16 protein-coding genes are annotated in these 21,738 nt (G+C 55.5%); 7 read left to right on the plus strand and 9 right to left on the minus strand.

Going from position 1 to position 21,738, the window contains the following annotated elements:
- The first annotated feature begins 71 nt into the window (after window positions 1–71).
- From fepD to I2123_RS23600, 3 genes are all read left to right on the plus strand, one after another.
- On the plus strand, window positions 72–1,046 hold the full coding sequence (fepD, locus tag I2123_RS23590) for a Fe(3+)-siderophore ABC transporter permease (protein WP_244879960.1): 975 nt from the start codon (window positions 72–74) through the stop codon (window positions 1,044–1,046).
- 62 nt (window positions 1,047–1,108) lie between these two features.
- Complete coding sequence (gene fepG / locus I2123_RS23595) at window positions 1,109–2,077, plus strand: iron-enterobactin ABC transporter permease (RefSeq protein ID WP_420834362.1); 969 nt, start codon at window positions 1,109–1,111, stop codon at window positions 2,075–2,077.
- A complete protein-coding gene (locus tag I2123_RS23600; protein ID WP_213052935.1) occupies window positions 2,077–2,892 on the plus strand; it encodes an ATP-binding cassette domain-containing protein in 816 nt (271 codons plus the stop codon). The genes fepG and I2123_RS23600 overlap by 1 nt, the downstream gene beginning before the upstream one ends.
- A gap of 4 nt (window positions 2,893–2,896) precedes the next feature.
- Here I2123_RS23600 and I2123_RS23605 read toward each other — a convergent pair whose 3' ends face one another.
- The 3 genes from I2123_RS23605 to fes are packed head-to-tail and all read right to left on the minus strand — an operon-like array spanning window position 2,897 to window position 8,403.
- The gene (locus I2123_RS23605; RefSeq protein ID WP_213052936.1) at window positions 2,897–6,799 is read right to left on the minus strand and encodes an enterobactin synthase subunit F; all 3,903 of its coding nucleotides are present in this window, start codon (window positions 6,797–6,799) and stop codon (window positions 2,897–2,899) included.
- 40 nt (window positions 6,800–6,839) lie between these two features.
- Entirely contained in the window at window positions 6,840–7,082 is a 243-nt protein-coding gene (locus I2123_RS23610; RefSeq protein ID WP_274611828.1) for an MbtH family protein, read from the minus strand.
- Complete coding sequence (gene fes / locus I2123_RS23615; RefSeq protein ID WP_213052640.1) at window positions 7,069–8,403, minus strand: enterochelin esterase; 1,335 nt, start codon at window positions 8,401–8,403, stop codon at window positions 7,069–7,071. Before fes ends, I2123_RS23610 begins: the two co-directional genes overlap by 14 nt.
- 279 nt (window positions 8,404–8,682) lie before the next feature.
- On the opposite strand from fes, the gene I2123_RS23620 reads away from it, so the two are divergent.
- On the plus strand, window positions 8,683–10,968 hold the full coding sequence (locus tag I2123_RS23620; protein WP_213052641.1) for a TonB-dependent siderophore receptor: 2,286 nt from the start codon (window positions 8,683–8,685) through the stop codon (window positions 10,966–10,968).
- Window positions 10,969–11,023: 55 nt separating this feature from the next.
- On the opposite strand, the gene yncE is transcribed toward I2123_RS23620, so the two are convergent.
- On the minus strand, window positions 11,024–12,091 hold the full coding sequence (yncE, locus tag I2123_RS23625; RefSeq protein ID WP_420834355.1) for a 7-bladed beta-propeller protein YncE: 1,068 nt from the start codon (window positions 12,089–12,091) through the stop codon (window positions 11,024–11,026).
- A gap of 534 nt (window positions 12,092–12,625) precedes the next feature.
- Between yncE and I2123_RS23630 the strand changes: the two genes are divergently transcribed.
- Together I2123_RS23630 and I2123_RS23640 are read left to right on the plus strand one after the other, a co-directional pair.
- On the plus strand, window positions 12,626–12,931 hold the full coding sequence (locus I2123_RS23630; RefSeq protein ID WP_112164552.1) for a YdgH/BhsA/McbA family protein: 306 nt from the start codon (window positions 12,626–12,628) through the stop codon (window positions 12,929–12,931).
- Between the two features lie 509 nt (window positions 12,932–13,440).
- The gene (locus I2123_RS23640) at window positions 13,441–13,701 is read left to right on the plus strand and encodes a helix-turn-helix domain-containing protein (protein WP_213052643.1); all 261 of its coding nucleotides are present in this window, start codon (window positions 13,441–13,443) and stop codon (window positions 13,699–13,701) included.
- 79 nt (window positions 13,702–13,780) lie between these two features.
- On the opposite strand, the gene fabV is transcribed toward I2123_RS23640, so the two are convergent.
- The 5 genes from fabV to I2123_RS23665 form a co-directional block, all read right to left on the minus strand.
- Window positions 13,781–14,977: an enoyl-ACP reductase FabV gene (gene fabV / locus I2123_RS23645; protein ID WP_213052644.1), complete on the minus strand. Its 1,197-nt coding sequence runs from the start codon at window positions 14,975–14,977 to the stop codon at window positions 13,781–13,783.
- Window positions 14,978–15,162: 185 nt separating this feature from the next.
- Window positions 15,163–15,981, minus strand: a complete 819-nt coding sequence (locus I2123_RS23650; protein WP_244879934.1) for a 4Fe-4S binding protein — start codon at window positions 15,979–15,981, stop codon at window positions 15,163–15,165.
- Between the two features lie 56 nt (window positions 15,982–16,037).
- Entirely contained in the window at window positions 16,038–16,883 is an 846-nt protein-coding gene (locus I2123_RS23655) for a dimethyl sulfoxide reductase anchor subunit family protein (RefSeq protein WP_213052646.1), read from the minus strand.
- A gap of 2 nt (window positions 16,884–16,885) precedes the next feature.
- Window positions 16,886–17,506 (minus strand): DMSO/selenate family reductase complex B subunit, encoded by a 621-nt coding sequence (locus I2123_RS23660; protein WP_213052647.1) that lies wholly within the window; start codon window positions 17,504–17,506, stop codon window positions 16,886–16,888.
- Window positions 17,503–19,884, minus strand: a complete 2,382-nt coding sequence (locus tag I2123_RS23665) for a DMSO/selenate family reductase complex A subunit (protein ID WP_112164546.1) — start codon at window positions 19,882–19,884, stop codon at window positions 17,503–17,505. Before I2123_RS23665 ends, I2123_RS23660 begins: the two co-directional genes overlap by 4 nt.
- 348 nt (window positions 19,885–20,232) lie before the next feature.
- On the opposite strand from I2123_RS23665, the gene I2123_RS23670 reads away from it, so the two are divergent.
- Entirely contained in the window at window positions 20,233–21,690 is a 1,458-nt protein-coding gene (locus I2123_RS23670; protein ID WP_213052648.1) for a sugar porter family MFS transporter, read from the plus strand.
- Window positions 21,691–21,738: the final 48 nt, after the last annotated feature.

Below are 21,738 nucleotides of genomic sequence, written 5' to 3' on the forward strand. Positions count from 1 at the left end.
CCCCCTATTCCTCCCCGGAAAACTCACGGCAACCGATGCGCTCGCAGGCATTACTGCGTCGGATGCTTTTCATGCTGCTGGCAATTGTCCTGCTGGCCATCGTGATTTTATTAAGTCTGCTGATTGGCGCGAAATCTGTTCCGCTGCATACGGTGATCGCAGCATTACAGGGCCAATGTACCCTGCTGCCCGACTGCGTGATCATCCGCGATGCGCGCCTGCCCCGCACGCTGGCCGGGTTGCTGGCGGGCGTGGCACTCGGTCTTTCCGGCGCGCTGATGCAAATTCTGACCCGCAATCCGCTGGCCGATCCTGGCATTCTGGGCGTCAATGCCGGTGCAGGTTTTGCCGTGGTGGTGGGTATGACCTTTTTTGGTGCGACCGACGTCAGCCAGTATTTGTGGTTTGCGTTTGCCGGTGCGCTGGCAGCGACGCTGATAGTAGCGCTGATCGGTGCGGTGGGCGGCGGAAAAGTCAGCCCGATCCGCCTGACGCTGGCTGGCGTGGCACTCGGCGCAGTGCTGGAAGGTTTTTCGTCCGGCCTTTCTTTGCTTAATCCGCTGGTGTTTGATCAGTTGCGTTTCTGGCAGGCCGGTTCGCTGGATATTCGCAGTATGGCGGTGATCCGTGTCGTGACGCTGCCTGTCGTTAGCGGCGCTGTTCTCGCTTTACTGATGACCCGCGCGCTCAATAACCTGAGCATGGGCAGCGATCTCGCCACCGCACTTGGCACCCGCATTGTGCCCACCCAGCTTTGCGGTCTGCTGGCCGTGACCTTGTTGTGCGGCAGCGCCACGGCGGCGGTTGGGCCGATTGCCTTTGTCGGACTGATTATGCCGCACATCGCCCGACATCTGGCCGGAACGGATCCGCGCTGGATATTGCCGTGGACGCTGGTGCTGACGCCTGTTTTGCTGCTGACGGCGGACATCGCGGGGAGGCTGCTGGTGCCGGGTGAACTGCGTGTTTCCATCGTGACGGCATTTATCGGCGCACCGGTGCTGATTCTTCTGGTGCGAAACCGCCACCTGATGAAGCGGAGCTGAAGATGACGACAATCACCGCTGTTATGACCCGTTCACGCCATTTAGTGTTCTTTTCGCGACAAATGCTGACTGTCATTTTGCTGATCATCCTGTGCGCCGCTCTGGCCATTTACGGTCTGGGCAGCGGTACCCTGTCGCTCACGCCTTTACAGGTGATCGACGCCCTGCGCGGAGAAGGGCCACATAACCTGATGGTAATCGTCATGCAGTGGCGGCTGCCGCGTGTGGCGATGGCGCTGATTTTAGGCGCAGCGCTGGCGGCCAGCGGCGCGATTTTCCAGTCGCTGATGCGCAATCCACTCGGCAGCCCTGATGTCATTGGCTTCAATACCGGTGCCTACAGCGGCGTACTGGTCGCGATCGTGCTGTTTAACAGCGCGATTGCCGGTATTACCGTTGGGGCAATGGCGGGCGGATTGCTGACGGCGCTGGTGGTTTATCTGCTGGCGTGGCGCAACGGCGTTGAAACCTTCCGCCTGATTATTGTCGGTATTGCCGTACGCGCACTGCTGGTCGCGGGCAATACCTGGCTGGTGATTTCGGCCTCTCTGGAATCGGCGCTGACCGCCGGATTATGGAGCGCCGGATCGCTCAACGGCATCACCTGGGCCAAAAGTCTGCCCGTATTGGGGCTGATTATTCTGGCGTGGGCGCTGGCGGCGCTGCTTTCACGACGAATGCATTTGCTGGAAATGGGCGACGATATGGCGCGTGCGCTCGGCGTGCCGGTAGAGCGCACGCGGCTGTGGCTCATGCTGGCGGGTGTCGGACTGACGGCCGCCGCTACCGCCGTCGCCGGTCCCATTTCCTTTATCGCGCTGGTGGCCCCGCAGATTGCCCGCCGGTTGTGTCCCAATCAGTCACAGCCGCTGCTGATTGCGGGGCTGACCGGCGCACTGCTGTTGCTGGCGGCCGACGTCGCCACCCAGCGACTTTTCCTTCCTTATCAATTGCCGGTCGGGGTATTGACCGTGAGCCTCGGCGGTATTTACCTGATTGGCTTATTAATTCGTGAGTCACGCAAAAAATGATGAACACAGACCGCCCGAACGCTCCGTTGCAGGGTGAAAACCTGACCCTGAGCTATGACAAGAAAGTGGTGATCAGGGAACTGAATATCGTTATTCCACACGGCGAACTGACGGTGATTATTGGCCCGAACGCCTGCGGGAAATCTACGCTGCTGCGCACGCTCAGCCGCCTGACTGCGCCACAAACCGGCAGCGTGCTGCTGAACGGACGGCAGATCAGCGACTACGCCACAAAAGAAGTGGCTCGTGAGCTCGGTCTGCTGCCGCAAAGTTCGCTCGCGCCTGGTGATATTCTGGTGGAGGATTTAGTGGGCCGTGGTCGTTATCCCCATCAGCGCCTGTTCAGCCGCTGGAGTGACGCCGACCGGCTGGCGGTGAGCGAGGCGATGCAGGCGACCGGCATCAGTGAACTGGCCGACCGCCCGGTGGATACCCTTTCCGGCGGGCAGCGTCAGCGGGTGTGGATTGCTATGGTGCTGGCGCAACAAACGCCGTTATTGCTGCTCGATGAACCGACCACCTGGCTGGATATCACGCATCAGATTGATTTGCTGGAATTAATGCAAGATCTCAACCGCAAACTTGGCCGCACGCTGGTAGTCGTTCTGCACGATCTTAATCACGCCTGCCGTTATGCCACGCATCTGATTGCCATGCGCGACGGCAAAATTGTCGCCGAAGGTGCGCCATCAGAGATTGTCACCACTGCGCTGATTGAAGAGGTCTTTGGCCTGCGCTGCATGATAATCGACGATCCGGTTTCTCATACGCCGCTGGTGGTGCCGCTGGGAAGAGCGTCTTCGCCAGCGGCCTGAAACACTATCCGGCTAAGGTTCTTAAGAGGCGGTTGAGCAAAGGTCCCAGCGTTTTGAATGACGCCGGAGAGACGATGTCAACGTGCGCGCAATCGAGCGCGTGAACCTGTAGTTCATCGACATAGTGCGCCCACGTTTTCTGCACATCCATCCCCTGCGGCAGCGTCTGACCGGCGACAAACAGCGTGGCCTGACCGTGAAATCGCGCCGTTTTAGTGGCAGACAGCAGCCGCACCGAGTCCGCGTAGTTAGCTTCGATATGGTCAAACATGGTTTGCCGGGCTGCGATTTGTTCACCGTTGAGCGTCTGTTCAGACGCAGCGCGGAACTGAAGGCGTTCACGCTGAATTTCCTGCAAGACGTCGTCGTCAGGCTTCGTATCCCAGCTTTGCGTCTCCGGCGGATAAGTATCCAGCAGTCCGAGAAAGGCCACTTCTTCCCCCCGGTCCTGCAGGCGCGCCGCAATGCCCTGCGCCAGCGTGCCGCCGAGCGAATAGCCGATAAAATGATAAGGGCCGTGCGGTTGCACCGAGAGCACGGTTTGCAGGTGCGCATCGCATACCTGCTCCATATTCTGACAGACCGCCAGCGGCCCCTCCGGATGTGGCGACTGAATACCCACTACCGACCAGTGTTCGTCGAGATAGCGTGGCAGCACGCTGAATTGCCATGCAAAGCCTGAGGCCGGGTGCAGGCAGAATAGCGTCGGCCCCTGGCCAGTGCGCAGCGGTAACAGGGCATCAAAGCCGCTGCGATCCGCTTCTTCCTGCGAACGCTCTTCGGCCAGAAGGTCCGCCAGTTTCTCCACGCTCGAAGCCACCATCACCTGCCCGACTGAGACCGGTTTACCCAGTTCGCGGCGCAGGTCGGCGGCAAGTCGCATCGCCAGCAACGAATGCCCGCCGAGCGCGAAAAAGTCGTCGTCGGCAAAGACCCGTTCGCATTGCAACAAACGCCCGAACAGTGCGGCAATGTCACTTTCCAGCCCCGGCAGCGGTTCGCGCCCCTGCACCGTCGCCGCGCTTTGCGGTTGCGGTAAGGCTTTTCTGTCGAGCTTACCGTTGGCGCTGAGCGGCAACGCCTCCAGCGTCATCAGTACCACCGGCACCATATGTGCCGGAAGGCGTTCCGCCAGCACCGCACGCAGACTTTCGCCATCCAGCGCGACTCCCGGCTGAGCGACCAGATAGCCGACCAGCTGGCGTGCGTCGCCGCCAGTGGCATCACTTTGGACCGCGCCCAACGTCATGGCATTGGTCACCGCCTGCTGTACGCCGGGCAGGGAAAGCAGCGCATGATCAATTTCGCTGAGTTCGATGCGTTGACCGCGGATTTTCAGCTGATCGTCGCTGCGCCCGAGGTATTCCACTGTGCCGTCAGGCAGCCAGCGCGCCACATCACCGGTGCGGTACATGCGCCCGCCATGCCCAAACGGATCCGCCACAAAACGGCTGGCGGTCAGATCTGGCCTGCCAAGATAACCGTGCGCCAGCTGATCGCCGGTCAGATAGAGATCGCCCGCCACGCCCGGTGGCACCGGCTGAAGCCGGGCATCGAGAATGCGCAATCCGGTGTTCCATACCGGCAGGCCGATAGGTACATTCGCTCCTTTTACTGCCGCCAGCGCATCGCCCCATGCCGGATGCCAGCTGACGTCCACCGCCGCTTCCGTCGGTCCGTAGAGATTGTGCAACGGCACGCCGGTTTTGCGCTGCCACAGGCGGCAAAGTTCAGCGGGCAGCGCTTCACCACTGCAAAATACCTGCCTGAGAGACGCGCATTGAGCGACGGCCTGCGGCGTGTCCAGCGCGCTGACGAACGCCGCCAGCATGGACGGCACAAAGTGCAGCGTGGTCACCTGATGCTGTTCAATCAGATTCAGTAATTGTTGCGGATCCCGGTGCGCGTCCGGTGGCGCCATCACTAAACGCGCGCCTGCCATCAGCGGCCAGAAGAATTCCCAGACCGAGACATCAAAACTGCAAGGTGTTTTCTGCAACACGACATCCTGACTGCCGATCGGATAGTGATCCTGCATCCACAGCAGCCGGTTGACGATGGCCTGATGCCCGACCACCACGCCTTTCGGGCGGCCGGTCGAACCGGAAGTGAAGATCAGATAAGCGGCGTGTTCAGGCGTCGGGGCGTTCACCGCTAAGACCGGCTGCGCGAGTTCAAGCGGCCTTTCCACCAGCAATACCCGCCCCTGACCACTAAAGCGGGCAAGCTGGTCAGGGTGCGTCACGATAAGACGCGGACTGGCATCCTCCAGCATCATCCGCAGACGCTCATCGGGATAACCGGTATCAAGCGGCAGGTAGGCTGCGCCGACCTCGACAATCGCCATCAGCGTCAGTGAAAGAAATACCGAGCGCGGCAGCGCGACGGCGACAATATCGCCACGCTGCACGCCCTGCTGAATCAGCTGCTGCGCCAGCGCTGCGACCTGCTGGCGGGTTTGCGTATAGCTGAACTGATGGTGCTGATCCGCCAACGCAGGCGCGTGCGGCGTTCGTTCCGCCTGCTGCGCCAGTTGCTGACTCAGGGTACTTTTTACGACGTCGTGTCCGGTGGCGTTGACCCTTTCGAGCAACTTGTGGTCCGCATCACTGAGCAAATCCGCTGCGCCGACCTTCAGCGTGGCGTCCTGTGCAAACTGCCTCAGCAACAAGGGCAGACGCTGCAAATGAGCGTGCAATTCGTCGCGGTCATAGCGTTCGGCATTGGCCAGAAGATCAACCGTCAACGCCCCGTCTTCCGCGATATGCAGTGAAATCTCCAGATCGCGCACCGGCCCGGAAACCAGGTCATGCGTGATGCCCGCTACACCGTTAAAATCAAGGTGATAATCGAACATTTTGAAGTTGAATACGGTGCCGTAAAGCGGCTGCACATCTCCGGCCAGACCGAGATCTCGCGAGATTTGCTCGGCATCGTAGCGCTGATGGCGGCGGACAGTTTTCAGCTCATGGCGCAGGCTGACGGCAAGTTCCGTCAGGGTGATATCGGGATTGACGCGCATAGCCACCGGCAAAACGTTGATCACCGGCCCGGTTGCGCACAATGCCGCCGAGCCCATACGGCGCATAAAGATAAAACCGCTGCAAAAAGCCGTCTGACCACTGAGACGTGATACCCAAAGCGCCAACAGGGCGATGGCGATATCGCTGGCCGTCAGTTGCTGCGCCGTCTCCATCCCGACCAGCGCAGCGATCTGCGCGGCCTCGCAATGACATGACAGCCGGTGCAGACGCACGGAAGGCACCTGCCCGGCGAGAGGCTGCGGGCAGACGGTTGCAGGCGCGGGCAGCGTTTTGGCTTTTTCGCGCCAGAATGCGGCGTCACGTGTAAACGCCGGACTTTGCTGATAGTGCGCATACTCCTCAACCACGTCGCGAAAGGGTGCAAACGGCGAAATGACCGGTGTCCGCCCCTGTGATATCGCGGTGTAAAGTTGGGCAATACGACGGGCGATAGCAGTAAAGCTGAACCCATCGACCTGAATATGATGATAACGCTGATACCAGAACCAGCGCGCGTTATTGATCCGCATAAGCACATGCCGGTGCAGCATTTTACCGCTGAGAATGCGCCGTTCTTGCGCCAGATCCTGACGCATTAAGTTCAGCGCGGCCTGTTCAGGATCCGCGGACTGACGCAGGTCGATGCACTCCGGGGCAAAAGCCGGTGACGGCGCGCACGGTGTTTGCAACGCAATGCCGTCACGCTCTTCAAAGCGCATCGTGAGGGTATCGGCTTCGTTCAGCCCCTGAACAATCGCCTGCAACATCGCATCAGCGTCAAGCGCGCCATCAATTTCAATATAATGCGCGACAGTGTAAGCGTTACCGTGCGGCGAAAGCTGATCCGCCATCCAGATACCGGGTTGCGCCGCCACCAGCGGCATCGCGCAGTCAGTCTGACTGGCTACGGGTAATACGGACGTGTCAGACACCGGCAGCCTCCTGTTTTGCAACGGTCACATCATGCAGACGCAGCGAGTGCGGACGCATATCGCGCCAGTGTTTTTCCAGCCATTCAGCACAGTGCGTTCTGACTGAGGGACCGAAGGCTATGCGCCATCCGTCAGGCACCGCGAGCGCTTCCGGCCACAGGCTGTACTGTTGTTCATCATTGATCAGCACGCAGCAGACCGCCTTGTCGTCATCAAACGGATTACAATTTTCCAAAGCATTCTCCCTGCGGTTCATGCGCGGGTTGAGTCGCGACAAAATGTGGCGACCACAACATCGCCAGGCCGTCCATCAGTCCCCCGCGCCAGCACAGCGCATCATGCCCGCCCGCCACGGCGCGGTAATGCACCTGATGCGAAGACGTGTGGAGCAACGTCACCAGTTGCTGATTCATCCGGTGGATCAACGGCTCGTGCACGCCCGCTTCCAGAAAGATTTTCAGCGGCGCGCCCTTTCCGACGCCCTCTTCTATCTGACGCAAAAGCCAGCCCGACGCCTCGCCAGACTGACCCCGCTGTGGCCACCAGAATGAGCCGGACTGACTCAGCGCACAGCCAAACGTCTGCGGCCAGTGCAGGCAGGCGTAAAGGGAAGAAAGGCCGCCAAAACTTTGACCAGCGATGACGGTGGTTTCCGGCGAATCACGAAAAGGTGCCCACGCGCGCAGTTGCGGGAGAAGCTCTTCCTGCACCGCCACCCAGAAATCGGCATTGCAGGTCAGCTCGCGGCTGCGATGTTCGGTGTCGATCACCTCAATCAGCAGATAGACCGCTTCCGGCAGCGCGCCCTGCTCCGTCAGCTGATGCAGCGGTTCCCAGACCGGCATCTGCTGGGACCAAAACTGGCCGTCGAGCAGGATAGCCAGCGGACGCGACGCAGGATCGTTTTCACCGGTGGTGTAAGCCCAGACGGTGCGGCTGTTGCCAAGGCGCGGGCTATGCCACTGGTGTTTTTGTAAGACGGTGGGCGGCGCAGGCGTGCACAGGCCGCAACCGGTGGCGAAGTGGTCGAAATCACGCCAGGCAGGTTGCGGCGGTGCATCCGGCATATGCAGCCCGGACACGGGGTGTCCCCGGCCACCGGACCAGCTGCGGCGGGCATTGAGAAGATCGGAAGTGGCGGTCTTAAAGCGGTCACGCCACCAGTGGCGTAGTGCCATCATATTGGCGCGGGGATCGTCATCCTGCGGGGAAAAAGACCGGCTTTCGGTGGAAGGCATAAAGCTGTAGCTTCCGCGCCAGCCCGCTTCCATTTCTGTTTGCCAGAACCAGACATCGGTGCCACTCAGACGTTGCAAACTGCGCGGAGGGTTGGGCTGATGATGATCCGTTTTGCCGGTAATATTGATCCACACGCGCTGATACGCCGAGGAAAACTCACTGCCCTGCGGGTCGCGCCAGAAGAAAGTCACCTTCCAGTTTCCCCGTCCGGTGGATTCAATCCAGGGCGTTCCGCGTCGGGCAATATCCAGCCACCAGCGGTCACTTCCCGCATGCTGACTTGCCAGAAGTGTGCCACTTTCAGACTCTGGTTCCATTTTAAACGTCCCTAATACCGTTGTGGTTGTTTTGTTTAACATACCAATAACTTAATAATTTATAACGAGTTACATCATCAAGAAATTTGTCAGGATTGAGTCAAACGATAAAGGGAATGGTATTGATAATTGTTTGCATTTGCAATAGTGTGTGTCAGCCCATCAGGGTTGGGCAGTTTTGACGACACACACGACAACCGATCCCACCACTGGTTTTTACCTCTTTACATGCAGCCTGTGCAGCCAGCGGTTAACGGATATACCGGACCAGGAACGCAAATGAACAACAAATTGTCACACTACTCTTTAGCGACACTTTTAGGATTAGGCCTCGGCGCCACCACTTTTTCGACCTCTGTTAGCGCCGCGACGGCGCCTGCCCCCACTGCTGAAAATACGTCGGAAACGGCTGACAGCAGTGAAACCACAGATGCCCGTGGCGACACCATTATGGTCACCGCCGCCCAGCAGAATTTACAGGCACCGGGCGTCTCGACCATTACCGCAGATGAGATAAAAAAACGGCCTCCGGCGCGCGATATCAATGAACTTATCCGCACCATGCCCGGCGTCAACCTGACCGGTAATTCCACCAGCGGCCAGCGCGGCAATAATCGTCAGATTGATATTCGCGGGATGGGTCCGGAAAATACCCTGACGCTGATCGACGGTTTGCCGGTCACCAGCAGAAACTCAGTCAGACAAGGCTGGCGCGGCGAGCGTGACACCCGTGGCGACACCGCCTGGGTTCCGCCGGAAATGATTGAACGTATCGAAGTGATCCGTGGCCCGGCGGCGGCACGTTACGGCAACGGTGCGGCAGGCGGCGTGGTGAATATCATCACTAAACGCGATACCAAAGAGCTGCACGGTTCATGGAATACCTACATGAATATGCCGCAGCACGATGACGAGGGTTCGACCAAACGTACCGATTTCAGCCTTTCCGGCCCGCTCGGCGATCAGTTCAGCTTCCGCCTGTTTGGTGGCTACAGTAAAACGCAGGCTGATGCTCAGGACATCAATCAGGGGCACCAGTCACTGCGCACCGGCACCTACGCCGATACCCTGCCAGCGGGACGTGAAGGGGTCATCGATAAAAATATCAATGGCCTGCTGCGCTGGGATTTCGCGCGAATGCAGTCACTGGAATTTGAAGCGTCAAGTGGCCGTCAGGGCAACCTTTATGCCGGTGATACGCAAAATACCAACACCAGCGATCTGGTGAAAAGCATGTACGGTGAAGAGACTAACCGGATTTATCGTCAGTCCTATGCCGTCACTTATCGCGGCGGCTGGGACAACGGGGTGACCACCACTAACTACGTTCAGTACGAAAAGACCAAAAACTCGCGCATGAACGAGGGTCTGGCTGGCGGCACCGAAGGTATTTTTGCCAATGACGGATTCAGCACCACCAATCTGACAGATGTGCTGCTGCACAGTGAAGTCAGCGTGCCTTTCGATTTCATGATCCCGCAGACCGCGACACTGGGTACGGAGTGGAATCAGCAAAAAATGAAAGATCCCTCCTCTAATACCCAGGCGATGCTCGGTGGAACCATTGATGGCGTAGACAGTGCCAACCGCAGCCCGTACTCCTCGGCAGAGATTTTCTCGTTATTTGCTGAAAACAACATGGAGCTAACGGACAGCACCATGCTGACGCCGGGCCTGCGCTTTGATCATCACTCGATCGTCGGTAACAACTGGAGCCCGTCCCTGAATCTCTCTCAGGAACTGGGTGACGACTTCACGCTGAAAATGGGGATCGCCCGCGCCTATAAAGCGCCAAGTCTCTACCAGACAAACCCGAACTATGTGCTGTACAGCAAAGGTCAGGGCTGCGCGGCCAGCGCTGGCGGCTGCTACCTGCTGGGTAATGACGATCTGAAAGCTGAAACCAGCATCAATAAAGAGATCGGGCTGGAATTCCACCGCAACGGTTATCAGGCCGGTGTGACCTACTTCCGCAATGATTATCGCGACAAGATCGAAGCGGGATATCTGCCGAGCGGCACCTCAACCAATGGTAAAACCGACGTATATCGCTGGGAAAATGTGCCTAAAGCGGTAGTTCAGGGGCTGGAAGGAACGCTGAATATTCCGGTGACAGAGACCGTCACGTGGAATAACAACGGCACTTACATGATTGAGAGCAAGAACAAAGAGACCGGCGATTATCTGTCGATCATTCCTGAGTTCACGATCAACTCCACGCTGAGCTGGCAGACAACGGAAGACCTCTCACTGCAATCCACCATGACCTGGTATGGCCGTCAGAAGCCGAAGAAATACAACTACAAAGGTGAAGCAATCAGCGGCAGCGAAAAACAGGAAGTCAGCCCTTACGCGGTGTTTGGCCTGAGCGGGACTTATACGGTGAACAAGTATGTCAGCGTCACCACCGGGATCGACAACTTGTTCGATAAACGTCAGTTCCGTCAGGGCAATGCCCAGACCGTCGGCAATGCCACCACCAACGCCTATATGTACGGTGCAGGTGCAGCCACTTACAACGAACCAGGCCGTACTTACTACATGAGCCTCAATACTCACTTCTGATCTGACGTGAGCCAAAAAAATGCCGCGACGGAGTCATCCGCGCGGCATTTTTTATTTAACCGGTGAAGTGAATGCGCAGAACGTCATCCGGTTCGCTGGCCTCTTTCTGTTTCGAGGAAGCCTGCTTTATGCTCACAAATAACGTCTGACCATCTTCGGACAGCGCCAGACTGTTAGGGTGTACCGGCGTGTCGATGGTGTGCAGCACCTTGTAGGTTTTGGCGTCGATCACGCTGACTTTTCCTGCCTCCCGGTGGGTCACGTAAATTTCGTTACGAACCGGATTGAAAAGAACCGCCAGTGAGACAGGCACATCGATTTTATGCAGCACTTTGCCATTTTCTGTGTCCACCACCAGCAGTTGCGGTGATTTAGAGTCCGTGACAAAGGCGCGGTGCGTAGCCGGGTCCAGCGCGATATTCAGGTAAAAGTGTTCAGCATCGGCATCCAGTTTTACGCGCGAAATCACCGTTTGGGTTGTGGTATCGATGGTGATGAATTCGTTGTCCGCGTTAGTGACATACAGACGCGACGCGGCGCTGTCGAGCGCCAGACCGGTGGCGTATTTCCCCAGACCTTCAATGGTTTTGCGCAGTTGCAGCGTACCGCCGTCAATTACCCATACCACGCTTTGATTACCCAGCCCGCCCATATATACCGTGTCGGTGCTCTCATCGACGACCAGCTCGCGAGGCGCCAGCGGACGCTCGGTTTCGGTGCGCGGACGTTTATCCAGTACCAACGACCCTTTTACTTCCCCGCTTTTTGCATCTACGGCAGTGATGGCACTGTTAACCGTATTGCCGAGGAACAGGGTATCCGTCTTCTTGTTCATCGCCAGACCAAAAGGTTTCAGCTCATTGGGAATAGTTTGGGTGATGCTGAGGGTCGTCGGATCAATGCGGTATAACGCACCACCTTTATCGAGTTTCCGGCTGCCCGATGTCGCCAGATACAGCGCCTGCGGTGAGCGATAAACCAGCTCATAAGCGCCTTTGCTGACCGGTTTGCGATCGACGGTAAAAGTACTTTCGGCCAGTGCGGTGCCGGAGGTGATCAGTGAAATTAACAATGCCAGCGGCAGGATGCGTTTCTTCATTAAGGGATAGGTGAAGCGTGCCATAAATCCTCTCAGACAAGATGATAAAACAACAGCGGCGGGCGCTTTCATACATCCTTTTAAACCACCCGCGCCAGAAAATTATTATCACAAATGATAATGCTTATCATTCTAATTGAATCTGGCGTAAAAGACCATGCTGAGTGAGCACGTCATCGATTAAAAACGCACACAGGTCAGAGGGTTATGGATGCGATGGCATAACGTTTTGGGCAAGGTTAAAAACGCAGGATTGGCAGTGTGTCCGCGATCAGGTTGATATCACTTCTGATTAAATGCTCTGGTTCTCCCCTTTCGTGCGCATTTCAAAAACACCTGACCTGTAACCATCTGCAAATATCTTCATTAAAAAGTGCGTTAATTATGGCGGAAGTTTTCTTAACAACTAATTAGCAATTAAAGCTAAAGGTTGAAACACAAAAAGGTATCTATTGGGATCGTGCCTGACGAATATTTCAGCCTGGTTATTCATCCTGGTTGATTAAAGGCACTCGCGGAATAACCGATGTAGAACTTGACCTGATGAGGGGTAAATCCATGAAAAACTTAGTGAACGATATCATATCCATATTCTACCCTAAGACGGTTACGCCTGTTTTAGTTCGTACAGGATTATCGCATCGTGAAATCGCCTCCCTGCAAGCCGTCGGTGTGACCACGGTTTCCTGGGCCACCTCCATGGAGGAACTCAATAACGCATTTGTTAAAAAAGCGTTAGACGCAGGGGCTGCCGGCTATCACATCACCAATGTGGAATCACACAAGCCGGGCAAAGAAGATCAACACGTGATGGCCGCCACCGCGACCTTCTACCATATCAATCATAAAGCGGCTTATGACTGATGTTTCAGGTTAGCCGTTACGAAATAAAAGAAACCACTCTCACTTTTCAATGGGAGTGGTTTCTTTAAATGTAATCTCATGCAACGCATAAACTTTCTCTGGAAAGCAAACCTCAATTCCGCATGTAGCCTGTTGGTTTACCTCTCTATATTACGCTATAGTGCGCCCGCAGCGGCAAAATCCGCAGCCGGGTTTCGCAGCCTGAATACTAAACCAGAAACACATATGTGATAATTATGTGTTGAGCTTCCTTGTACCTGTTAAACACAGATCTCGTGTTTACATTTTCAATGGTGGCTCAGGCAGGGCAACCTTCGGGTTGGCCGGGTTTCTGGTTTGTACCGGTACTGCGAACCTTGTCTGAGCTACCACCAATATTGAGTTTCGCAGCTCCTGTGGTAGTTAAATTAACAAACCAGAGAGTAAAACGATGAAACTATCACATAGCCCAACTTTTCTGCCCTTCTGCATTTCTGTTCCTGCGTATTTAAAAACAGGAGTACGTGATTATGAATAATCACGACTGGCATCAGGCCGATATCATTGCCGCATTACGCAAGAAAGGCACAACGCTCGCCGCCGTTTCCCGCGCTGCCGGTCTGGGCTCCTCGACGCTGTCAAATGCGCTCGCAAGACCCTGGCCAAAAGGTGAAATCATCATTGCTCAGGCGCTAGGCATCCACCCCAGCATCATCTGGCCGAGCCGGTATTACGATCCGAAGACTTTCGAACTGATGCAACGGCATCCGCGTGCGGCGAACAGAGTTTAAGTCGAATCAGGCATAAAAAAACCCACCCCCACCTTTCGGCGGGAGTGGGTTTTCATCAATCAGCTACCTGAAATTCAGATTACATCTGAACCAGATTTTTGATTTTCACGTCAGGATTGGTATCAGCGGTATAATCGACGCCGTCCAGACCAAAACCGAACAGACGCATGAATTCGCTTTTGTAACCGACGAAATCTGTCAGTTCGGCCAGCGTTTCATTGGTGACGGTATCCCACAGTTTACCGACTTCGCCCTGCACTTCTGGCGTGATTTCTTTCAGGTCAGCGCGCAGGCGGCCTTCTTTATCCAGCAACGGAGAAGTACCGTACAGGCTGTCTTTGTACAGACCGTAAACCTGTTCGATACAACCTTCGTGGGTGCCGTTCTCTTTCATCACTTTGAACAGCAGGGAAAGGTACAGCGGCATCACAGGGATAGCGGAGCTCGCCTGAGTCACAACGGCTTTCAACACGGAAACGCGCGCGTCGCCGCCCTTCTCGGCCAGTGAGCTGCGGATATCCAGAACGCGTTTGTCCAGATCCTTTTTCGCTTCGCCGATAGAACCGTTCCAGTAGATGTCCTGGGTGATTTCTTCGCCCAGATAGGTGAACGCAGTGGTTTTTGCGCCATCAGCCAGCACACCGGCGGCTTTCAGGTCTTCGATCCACATCTGCCAGTCTTCGCCACCCATGACCGCGACGGTACCCGCGATTTCTTCAGGAGAAGCCGGTTCCAGCGTGGTTTCGTTGATGGTTTCTTTATCGGTGTTCAGGCCGCGAATGGTGACCTGTTTGCCGATTGGTTTCAGCGTGGAGTTGAACACTTCGCCGGTTTTCGGATGAGTACGGCGCGGCGCAGCCAGGCTGTAAACCACCAGATCAACCTGACCCAGATCCTGTTTAATCAGCTCGATGGTTTTTTGCTTCACTTCATCAGAGAACGCGTCGCCGTTGATGCTTTTTGCATACAGGCCTTTCTCTTCAGCGAATTCTTCGAAAGCGGCAGAGTTGTACCAGCCAGCCGTCGCGGTTTTGGATTCGTCGCCTGCACGCTCGAAGAAAATGCCCAGCGTGGCAGCGTCGGAGCCGAAAGCAGCGGAGATACGTGCAGCAAGGCCGTAGCCGGTAGAGGAGCCGATCACCAGGACTTTCTTCGGACCGCCGTCAATTTTGCCCTGACGGGTCACGTAATCGATCTGCTCTTTAACGTTTGCCTTACAACCTTCAGGATGGGCAGTAACACAGATAAAGCCACGGATGCGTGGTTTGATAATCATATAGACCTCATTGCAACTGTCTCAGTAAATTGGCCGATAGAATATAGGTTTGCGCCGTTTCAGGCAAAACCTGACGCTCTGTCGCCCTGTAAAAAGGCTTCTCTGCAGCGAAAACAGACTACTTTTGGGCAGAAAGACTAAAAAGTGAGCCAGAAGTGTAACTCAGTTTCGGCGGGATTTTCATCTCAGGCTTCGCGCATTCCAAAAGTATGACGGCGACAAACCGGACACGCGTTTTCCTCCTCAGTCCAGGCGATATAGTCCCGGCGACATACCCCGCAACGGGCTTGCTCAATCCGTAAAATGCGGATTGTACTTTCTCTGTTTTCACGCACGGATAAAGCGCGGTCAAAGCACACCGCCTCGCAGTTACCACAACCGGTGCATTTGACCGGGTCCAACGTCATGGAGAGATCATCGAAGCGGATGGCCTCTTCGGGGCAAATCCTTGCACAGGCACCGCAGAGCGTGCAGCGGCTTTGGTCGAGTTCAGGACTGTATTCACTAACCTGTGTAAGCCTGGATCGTCTGAAGCGACGTCCCGGTGTCACGCATCCGGTAAAGTCCCCTGCATTTTTAAGATGCAGCCAGTGACGGCGCGAACCGTTTAGCGTTTGTGGCGAAGGCGGAACAATATTCCACAGGGGTTCACCCATCTGTCTCAACCGGACATTCAGCGTCGCGACCGCCTGAAACCAAACAGAAGCGGTATCGGGTTCCATTTCAACCAGACGAATACCGTATTCACTGTGCCACATCAGTAATTCTTCCGTGCATGGCGCAACCGGACTGAACGGCGGCACCAGCCGGTTATCGCGATAATGCCTTTGCGCAGGCGCAATGCCCTCAACGGCATCGACCGGGCAGTTAAAAAGACAATATCCACAGCCGATACAGGCGTGCGGGTTTATCTCCATCTTCCCTTCTGCGGTTAACGTGAAAGCGCCGGTCGGGCAGACCTCTTCGCAGGCACTGCACTGGCTGTGTTTTACCGTGTTGCGCACGCAAGCCCGCCCGGCGCCGGTATAGCGCGGGCGGGTTTCAGTCGAAAATACCTTCATCAGTTAATGGTAAAGAAGCTAAAACGCAGCATAATTTCGGCCAGCAGCACCAGAATGCCACCTGTTGCCAGCAAACCCCGCCCGATACGGTGAGTTTGCAGGCTACAGGCCGTCACAGCAGTGCCGATCGTCAGAATCACCCACGCGATTAAGCGGAATGTGCCTGACTGCGCAAAGGCCACCAGTGGCTGATGAGGGAAAGTCACCGCATCTGTGCTTACGTTGTGCAGATAAGCCAGATACAACGGCTGTTCCAGCAGGCGCACCAGCGTGGCAGCAATCAGGATGCCACCGCAGACCACGGCTAAACGCCGGGCCAGTTGCCACGGCAGCCATGGGCATCGCGAAATCCGCCATACGGCGACAATCGCCCCAAGGCTGAGAACCGTTGTATAAAACATCACGTAAGTATTGAAGTGCATCCAGGTTGCGACGGACGAATGCACGTAAATTGCGCTCATACAAAACAGATCAATTACACCCAGTAGTGAGGCGATCACCATAAACGCGGTGACAATACGTTTCGACACCAACGCAATCAGCGTAGTCAGCCCCAGCATTCCCAGATAGAGACTGGCGAAGACAATTTCCCGGCTAAGCCAGGAACTGCTGATATGGCTCAGCGCATGAAATGCATTTAGCGGATACCCCAGATGCGCTGTCGAGGTCATCAGCCCCAGCGCCCCGGCAATAAAAGCCAGCATCATGGCCGGTATCGCCACCCGCCATTTTTCCTGCACGTTCAGGTTATCAGCGCCATAAATCAGCGTAAACGTAGTGAAAATTGTGCTGCCCACGGAAAGCTGGATAAGCAACGTGAAGATGATCAGTGGCCATTCCTGCATGATTATTGACTCCCTTTTTCTGCACCCTGGTGCGGTTTAATGACAAGATTAGGGTGAGTCAGTGCAGAATCTGGCAGCCCCTGAAGATCACAAAGACTGCCGTATTTCGCCCGTAATTCATCGATCGGACCAAATTTGATCGCCCCCAACGGACAGGTCGCGACGCACACGGGTTGCTCACCGGCTGCCTGCAAATCAACACAGAAATCGCATTTCGACATCTGGCCGGTTTGCGCATTAAGCTGCGGGGCACCGTAAGGGCACGACCAGGCACAGTATCCACAACCCACACATTTATCGGTATTGACCCGCACAATGCCGTCACCGGGACGTTTATGCATCGCAGTGGTCGGGCAGTTTTTAGTGCAAATCGGATCCTTACAGTGGTTGCAGGAAAGCGATAACGTATACGCATACACGTTGTTGGTCATGCCACCCTGCCCTGTCGGGATAAAACCGCCGCCTTTGATTTCATAAATCCGTCGGAAACGACGCCCGACTTCGAGGTTATTTTTATCCTTACAGGCAACCTGACAGGCTTTGCAGCCGGAGCAACGTGAAGAGTCGATAAAGAAGCCGAGCTGACGGTCGCTGACCGGTGGGTAATCAATAAACTGGCTCATGCTTTAACAACCTCCACAAGCATGGTTTGATGGGAATTCCCTTTTGCCAGCGCGGTGATACGCGCGGAACTGAGTACGTTGGCGCAACCGCCGTGATCGACACCGTTAGCATCTGGCTGCCACCAGGCACCGGCCTGCATAGCCACCACGCCGGGCATAATTCGCTGCGTGACTTCCGCCGGAATTTGCGTTACTCCGCGATCATTGTGAATACGCACGCTGTCGCCCTGCGCAATGCCGCGCTGCTGTGCATCAGCCGGGTTGATCCATAATTTTTGTACCTGAACTTCCTGCAACCACGGGTTGGCATATTGCGTAGAGTTCGCGCGGTTTTTGCCTTTCCAGGTAATCAGCTGCAACGGGAATTTTTTAGCGAGTGCATCTTCCGGCCCTTCATGAGCAGGCACGTAATGCGAGAGCGCCGGAATTTCCGGGTTGTGCATGTCATAAAGACGGCGGGAGAAAATCTCGATTTTCCCCGAAGGCGTCAGGAAAGGATGATTTTTGTGATCGCGGATATTGGCTTCAAACGCGATATAGGGTTCGCTTTTAAACAGATGACGGCGCGTCACCTGCAGTTGCTCAAAGGTCGGCAGTTTTTCATCTGGCATTGCCTGGCGGGTATTTTCCCAAATGTGGGCAATCCATTCTTTCTCTGTACGTCCCTGGCTGAATTCCTTTTCGACACCCAGCTTGGCTGCTACTTCGCGCAACCAGTCGTAATCCGACCGGCTTTCAAAGGGCGGCTCGATCAGTTTTTCGGATAACATCAGGTAATTGCCGGTGCCCCAGGTTTCGCCGATATTCCAGCGTTCCATAAAACTGGTTTCAGGCAGCAGCAGATCGACATATTTCGCGCTTGGGGTGAGGTAAAGATCACTGGCAACAATGAATTCAATTTTGGATTCATCTTCCAGCACTTTGGTGGCCTGATGAATATCCGGGTTCTGATTCGCCAGATAATTCCCCGCCAGCGAGAAAAGGATACGGATATTGCTGTCGAGTTTCTCCCCGCCGGTCAGTCCGACCTGCGGCGTCACCTGGCTCGCATCATCCGCGGCCTGCACCCAGTTCATTACTGAGATTTTTTGTTTCACCGGATTATCCGGCATCTCCGGTCCCGTGGTGAATTTACGGTTACCGATACCGCCGTAGCCGCCCGCCCAGCCGCCTTTAATGCCCACATTGCCGGTAATGGTCGCCAGCAGCGTTGAACCGCGTGCGGTGCGTTCGCCACAGTTATGTCGTTGCGGTCCCCAGCCCTGGATCAGTGCCGCCGGTTTGGTCGTTGCGTAGTCACGAGCCAGCTGGCGAATGGTTTGCGCAGGAACATGAGTTATGACTTCCGCCCACTCTGGTGTTTTTTTGACGCCGTCTTTGGCGCCTGTCAGATACGCTACCAGCGATTCGTTCGCCGGCACCCCTTCGGGCATGGAAGTTTCGTCAAACCCAAGCGTATAACGTTCGATAAAGGTTTTATCATGCAGATTTTCGGTGATGATGACGTACATCATCGCATCCATCAGCGCGTTATCGGTTGATGGACGCAACGGGATCCATTCATCAGCCAGAGACGACGCAGTGTCGGAATAGCGCGGATCCACCACAATGAAGCGGGTACCGTTTTGCTTCATCTGCTGGAAATAGTGATTGGTGTGACCAAAAATCGTTTCTGTCGGATTATGGCCCCACAGGATCACAAGTGGCGTGTCGACCAGCGTATCCAGCGAGTTACCGCTGGCAGCCGTGCCGTAAGTGTAAGGCGTCGCGGCGGCCGTGTTGCCCATACTCACGGAATGATAATAGCCGAGATGACCACCGGTCAGATTCAGCAAGCGGCGGGCCATGGTATCGCCGGAAAACGTGCCGCCGCTGACGGCCGTTCCCACATGCACATAACGCGATGACGGGCCATATTTTTGAGTAATGCGCTGGAGATTTTCGGCGATAAGCGTCGTGGCTTCATCCCAGCTGATCCGCACGAATTTACCTTCACCGCGTTTACCCACGCGTTTCATCGGATACTTCAAACGATCCGGATGGTAGACAAATTTGCGGTAACTGCGGCCACGGACACAGGCACGCATCACCGGCATTTGCGGGTCAAGCTCGGCATCGGGCCGCGTCGTAATCTGAATGACTGCGCCATCCTGCACATGCGCACGGATATCGCATTTCCCGCCGCAGTCGAAAGTACTGCAAGTCGGGATGACATTTACTGGAAGCGGAGATACACCTGAAGGAGTAAGAGCGGATTTCTCTGCCGCATGCGCGAATTTAAATCCAACCAGTGGAAGCGCAGCCACCATACTACTCACTTTGACAAAATCACGCCGCGTGACGTGTGAAATGATGTCACTTTTATCTATATTTTTCATAACATTGACTCGGAAAAAAATAAATCATCCCACGCTTAACCCAAATTCTTCTTTGTGGGATATCAAGTCAATGCTCTTTATTACTCACTTTTGGGTAAATATAATTGTCATGTCATCTTTTCTGCACAGGTAATATTTCAGGCTAATATTTATTTAATCTGATTAATAAATCTCATGAATATAAAGCCCCAAAAAAGTTAAGCCCTTCCCCGTAAAAAACGGTCAACCTTTGTCCGTTTCCCTTCATTTCACCTGTTTCCTGTCAAAATCCTGATTATGCGTTAAATTATTATGGTGTGATCTGCATCACACAATAACCATAATGAGAGTAATGTTTAGGGAGCATCTGTGACTGAGAAAATAAACAGCGGCGGTCGGAATGATGGGGCAAAAGCCTCGCAGCCCACTGAACCGCTGGTAAAAGTGATTGCCTTTATTGCCACTTTAGGGGGTTTGCTGTTTGGCTACGATACCGGCGTGATTGCCGGTGCTTTGCTGTTCATGAAGCACGACCTGCATCTGACATCGTTAACCACCGGGATGGTCACCAGTTTCCTGATCCTCGGTTCAGCAGTAGGCGCCATCTTTGCCGGGCGTTTCGCTGACCGCTTCGGGCGTAAAAAAATCATCCTCGCGATGGCGCTGATATTCATGGCGGGCTCGCTGGGCTGCGCCATGGCGCCGAACGTTGAGCTGATGATCATGTTCCGCTTCATTCTGGGGCTGGCGGTGGGCGGCGCGGCGGCGATTGTGCCAATCTATATCGCCGAAATCGTGCCGTCTAACCGCCGGTGGCAATTTGTCACGTTACAGGAGTTGATGATCGTCTCTGGGCAGTTGATCGCATACACCAGTAACGCGGCGATAAACGAAGTCTGGGGCGGTGAAACCACATGGCGCTGGATGCTCGGCGTTGCCTGTGTTCCGGCGGTGATCCTGTGGGTCGGCATGCTGTTCCTGCCGGATACGCCGCGCTGGTACGCCATGCATGGCCGCTATCGTGAAGCACGCGATGTGCTGGAGCGTACGCGTACATCGGGCCGCGTGGAGAAAGAGTTGGGCGAAATCCGCAAGTCGATGGATTCGAAAAGTGAGAAGCACAGCCGCCGCCAGAAAACGATTTCGGTATGGATGAAACGTCTGGTTGCGCTGGGCATTGGTATCGCCATGCTTCAGCAGCTGTCTGGCGTGAACACCATCATGTTCTATGCGCCAACGATGTTGCAGGCAACAGGTCTGAGCACCAACGCCGCCCTGCTCGCGACCATCGCCAACGGCGTGATTTCGGTGATCATGACATTTGTCGGCATTATGTTGCTTAGCCGTTTTGGTCGCCGTCCGCTGTTGCTGACCGGGCAAATCGGGTGTACCTGTACGCTGCTCGCTATCGGTCTGGTCACCTGGCTGATGCCGGAAACGGTAAACGGCCATCCTGATGTGGTGCGCAGTTATCTGGTGTTGGGCGGAATGCTGATCTTCCTGAGCTTCCAGCAGGGCGCGCTGTCGCCGGTCACCTGGTTGTTGCTGTCGGAGATGTTCCCGATGCGCATCCGCGGTATGGCGAACGGCATCTCTGTATTCGCCATGCAGATGACCAACTTCTCGATTGCCTTCATGTTCCCGATACTGCTGGAAACCTTCGGGCTGACGATGTCCTTCTTCACCTTCGCCGCCATCGGCGTCGGCGGCGGGATATTCGCCATCATTTTCGCCCCGGAAACACAGGGCAAAACGCTGGAACAGATCGAAAAGCATTTTAAAAAGAATCTACAGGATGACCCTGCCCCGCAACAGTCGGGCAGTTAAGGGATTGGCAGCGCAAGGATGCGCTCTCTGCCGCCGCCGTGAAGCCCT

The sequence above is a fragment of the Rahnella inusitata genome (genome assembly GCF_018288855.1).
GTDB lineage: Bacteria > Pseudomonadota > Gammaproteobacteria > Enterobacterales > Enterobacteriaceae > Rahnella > Rahnella inusitata.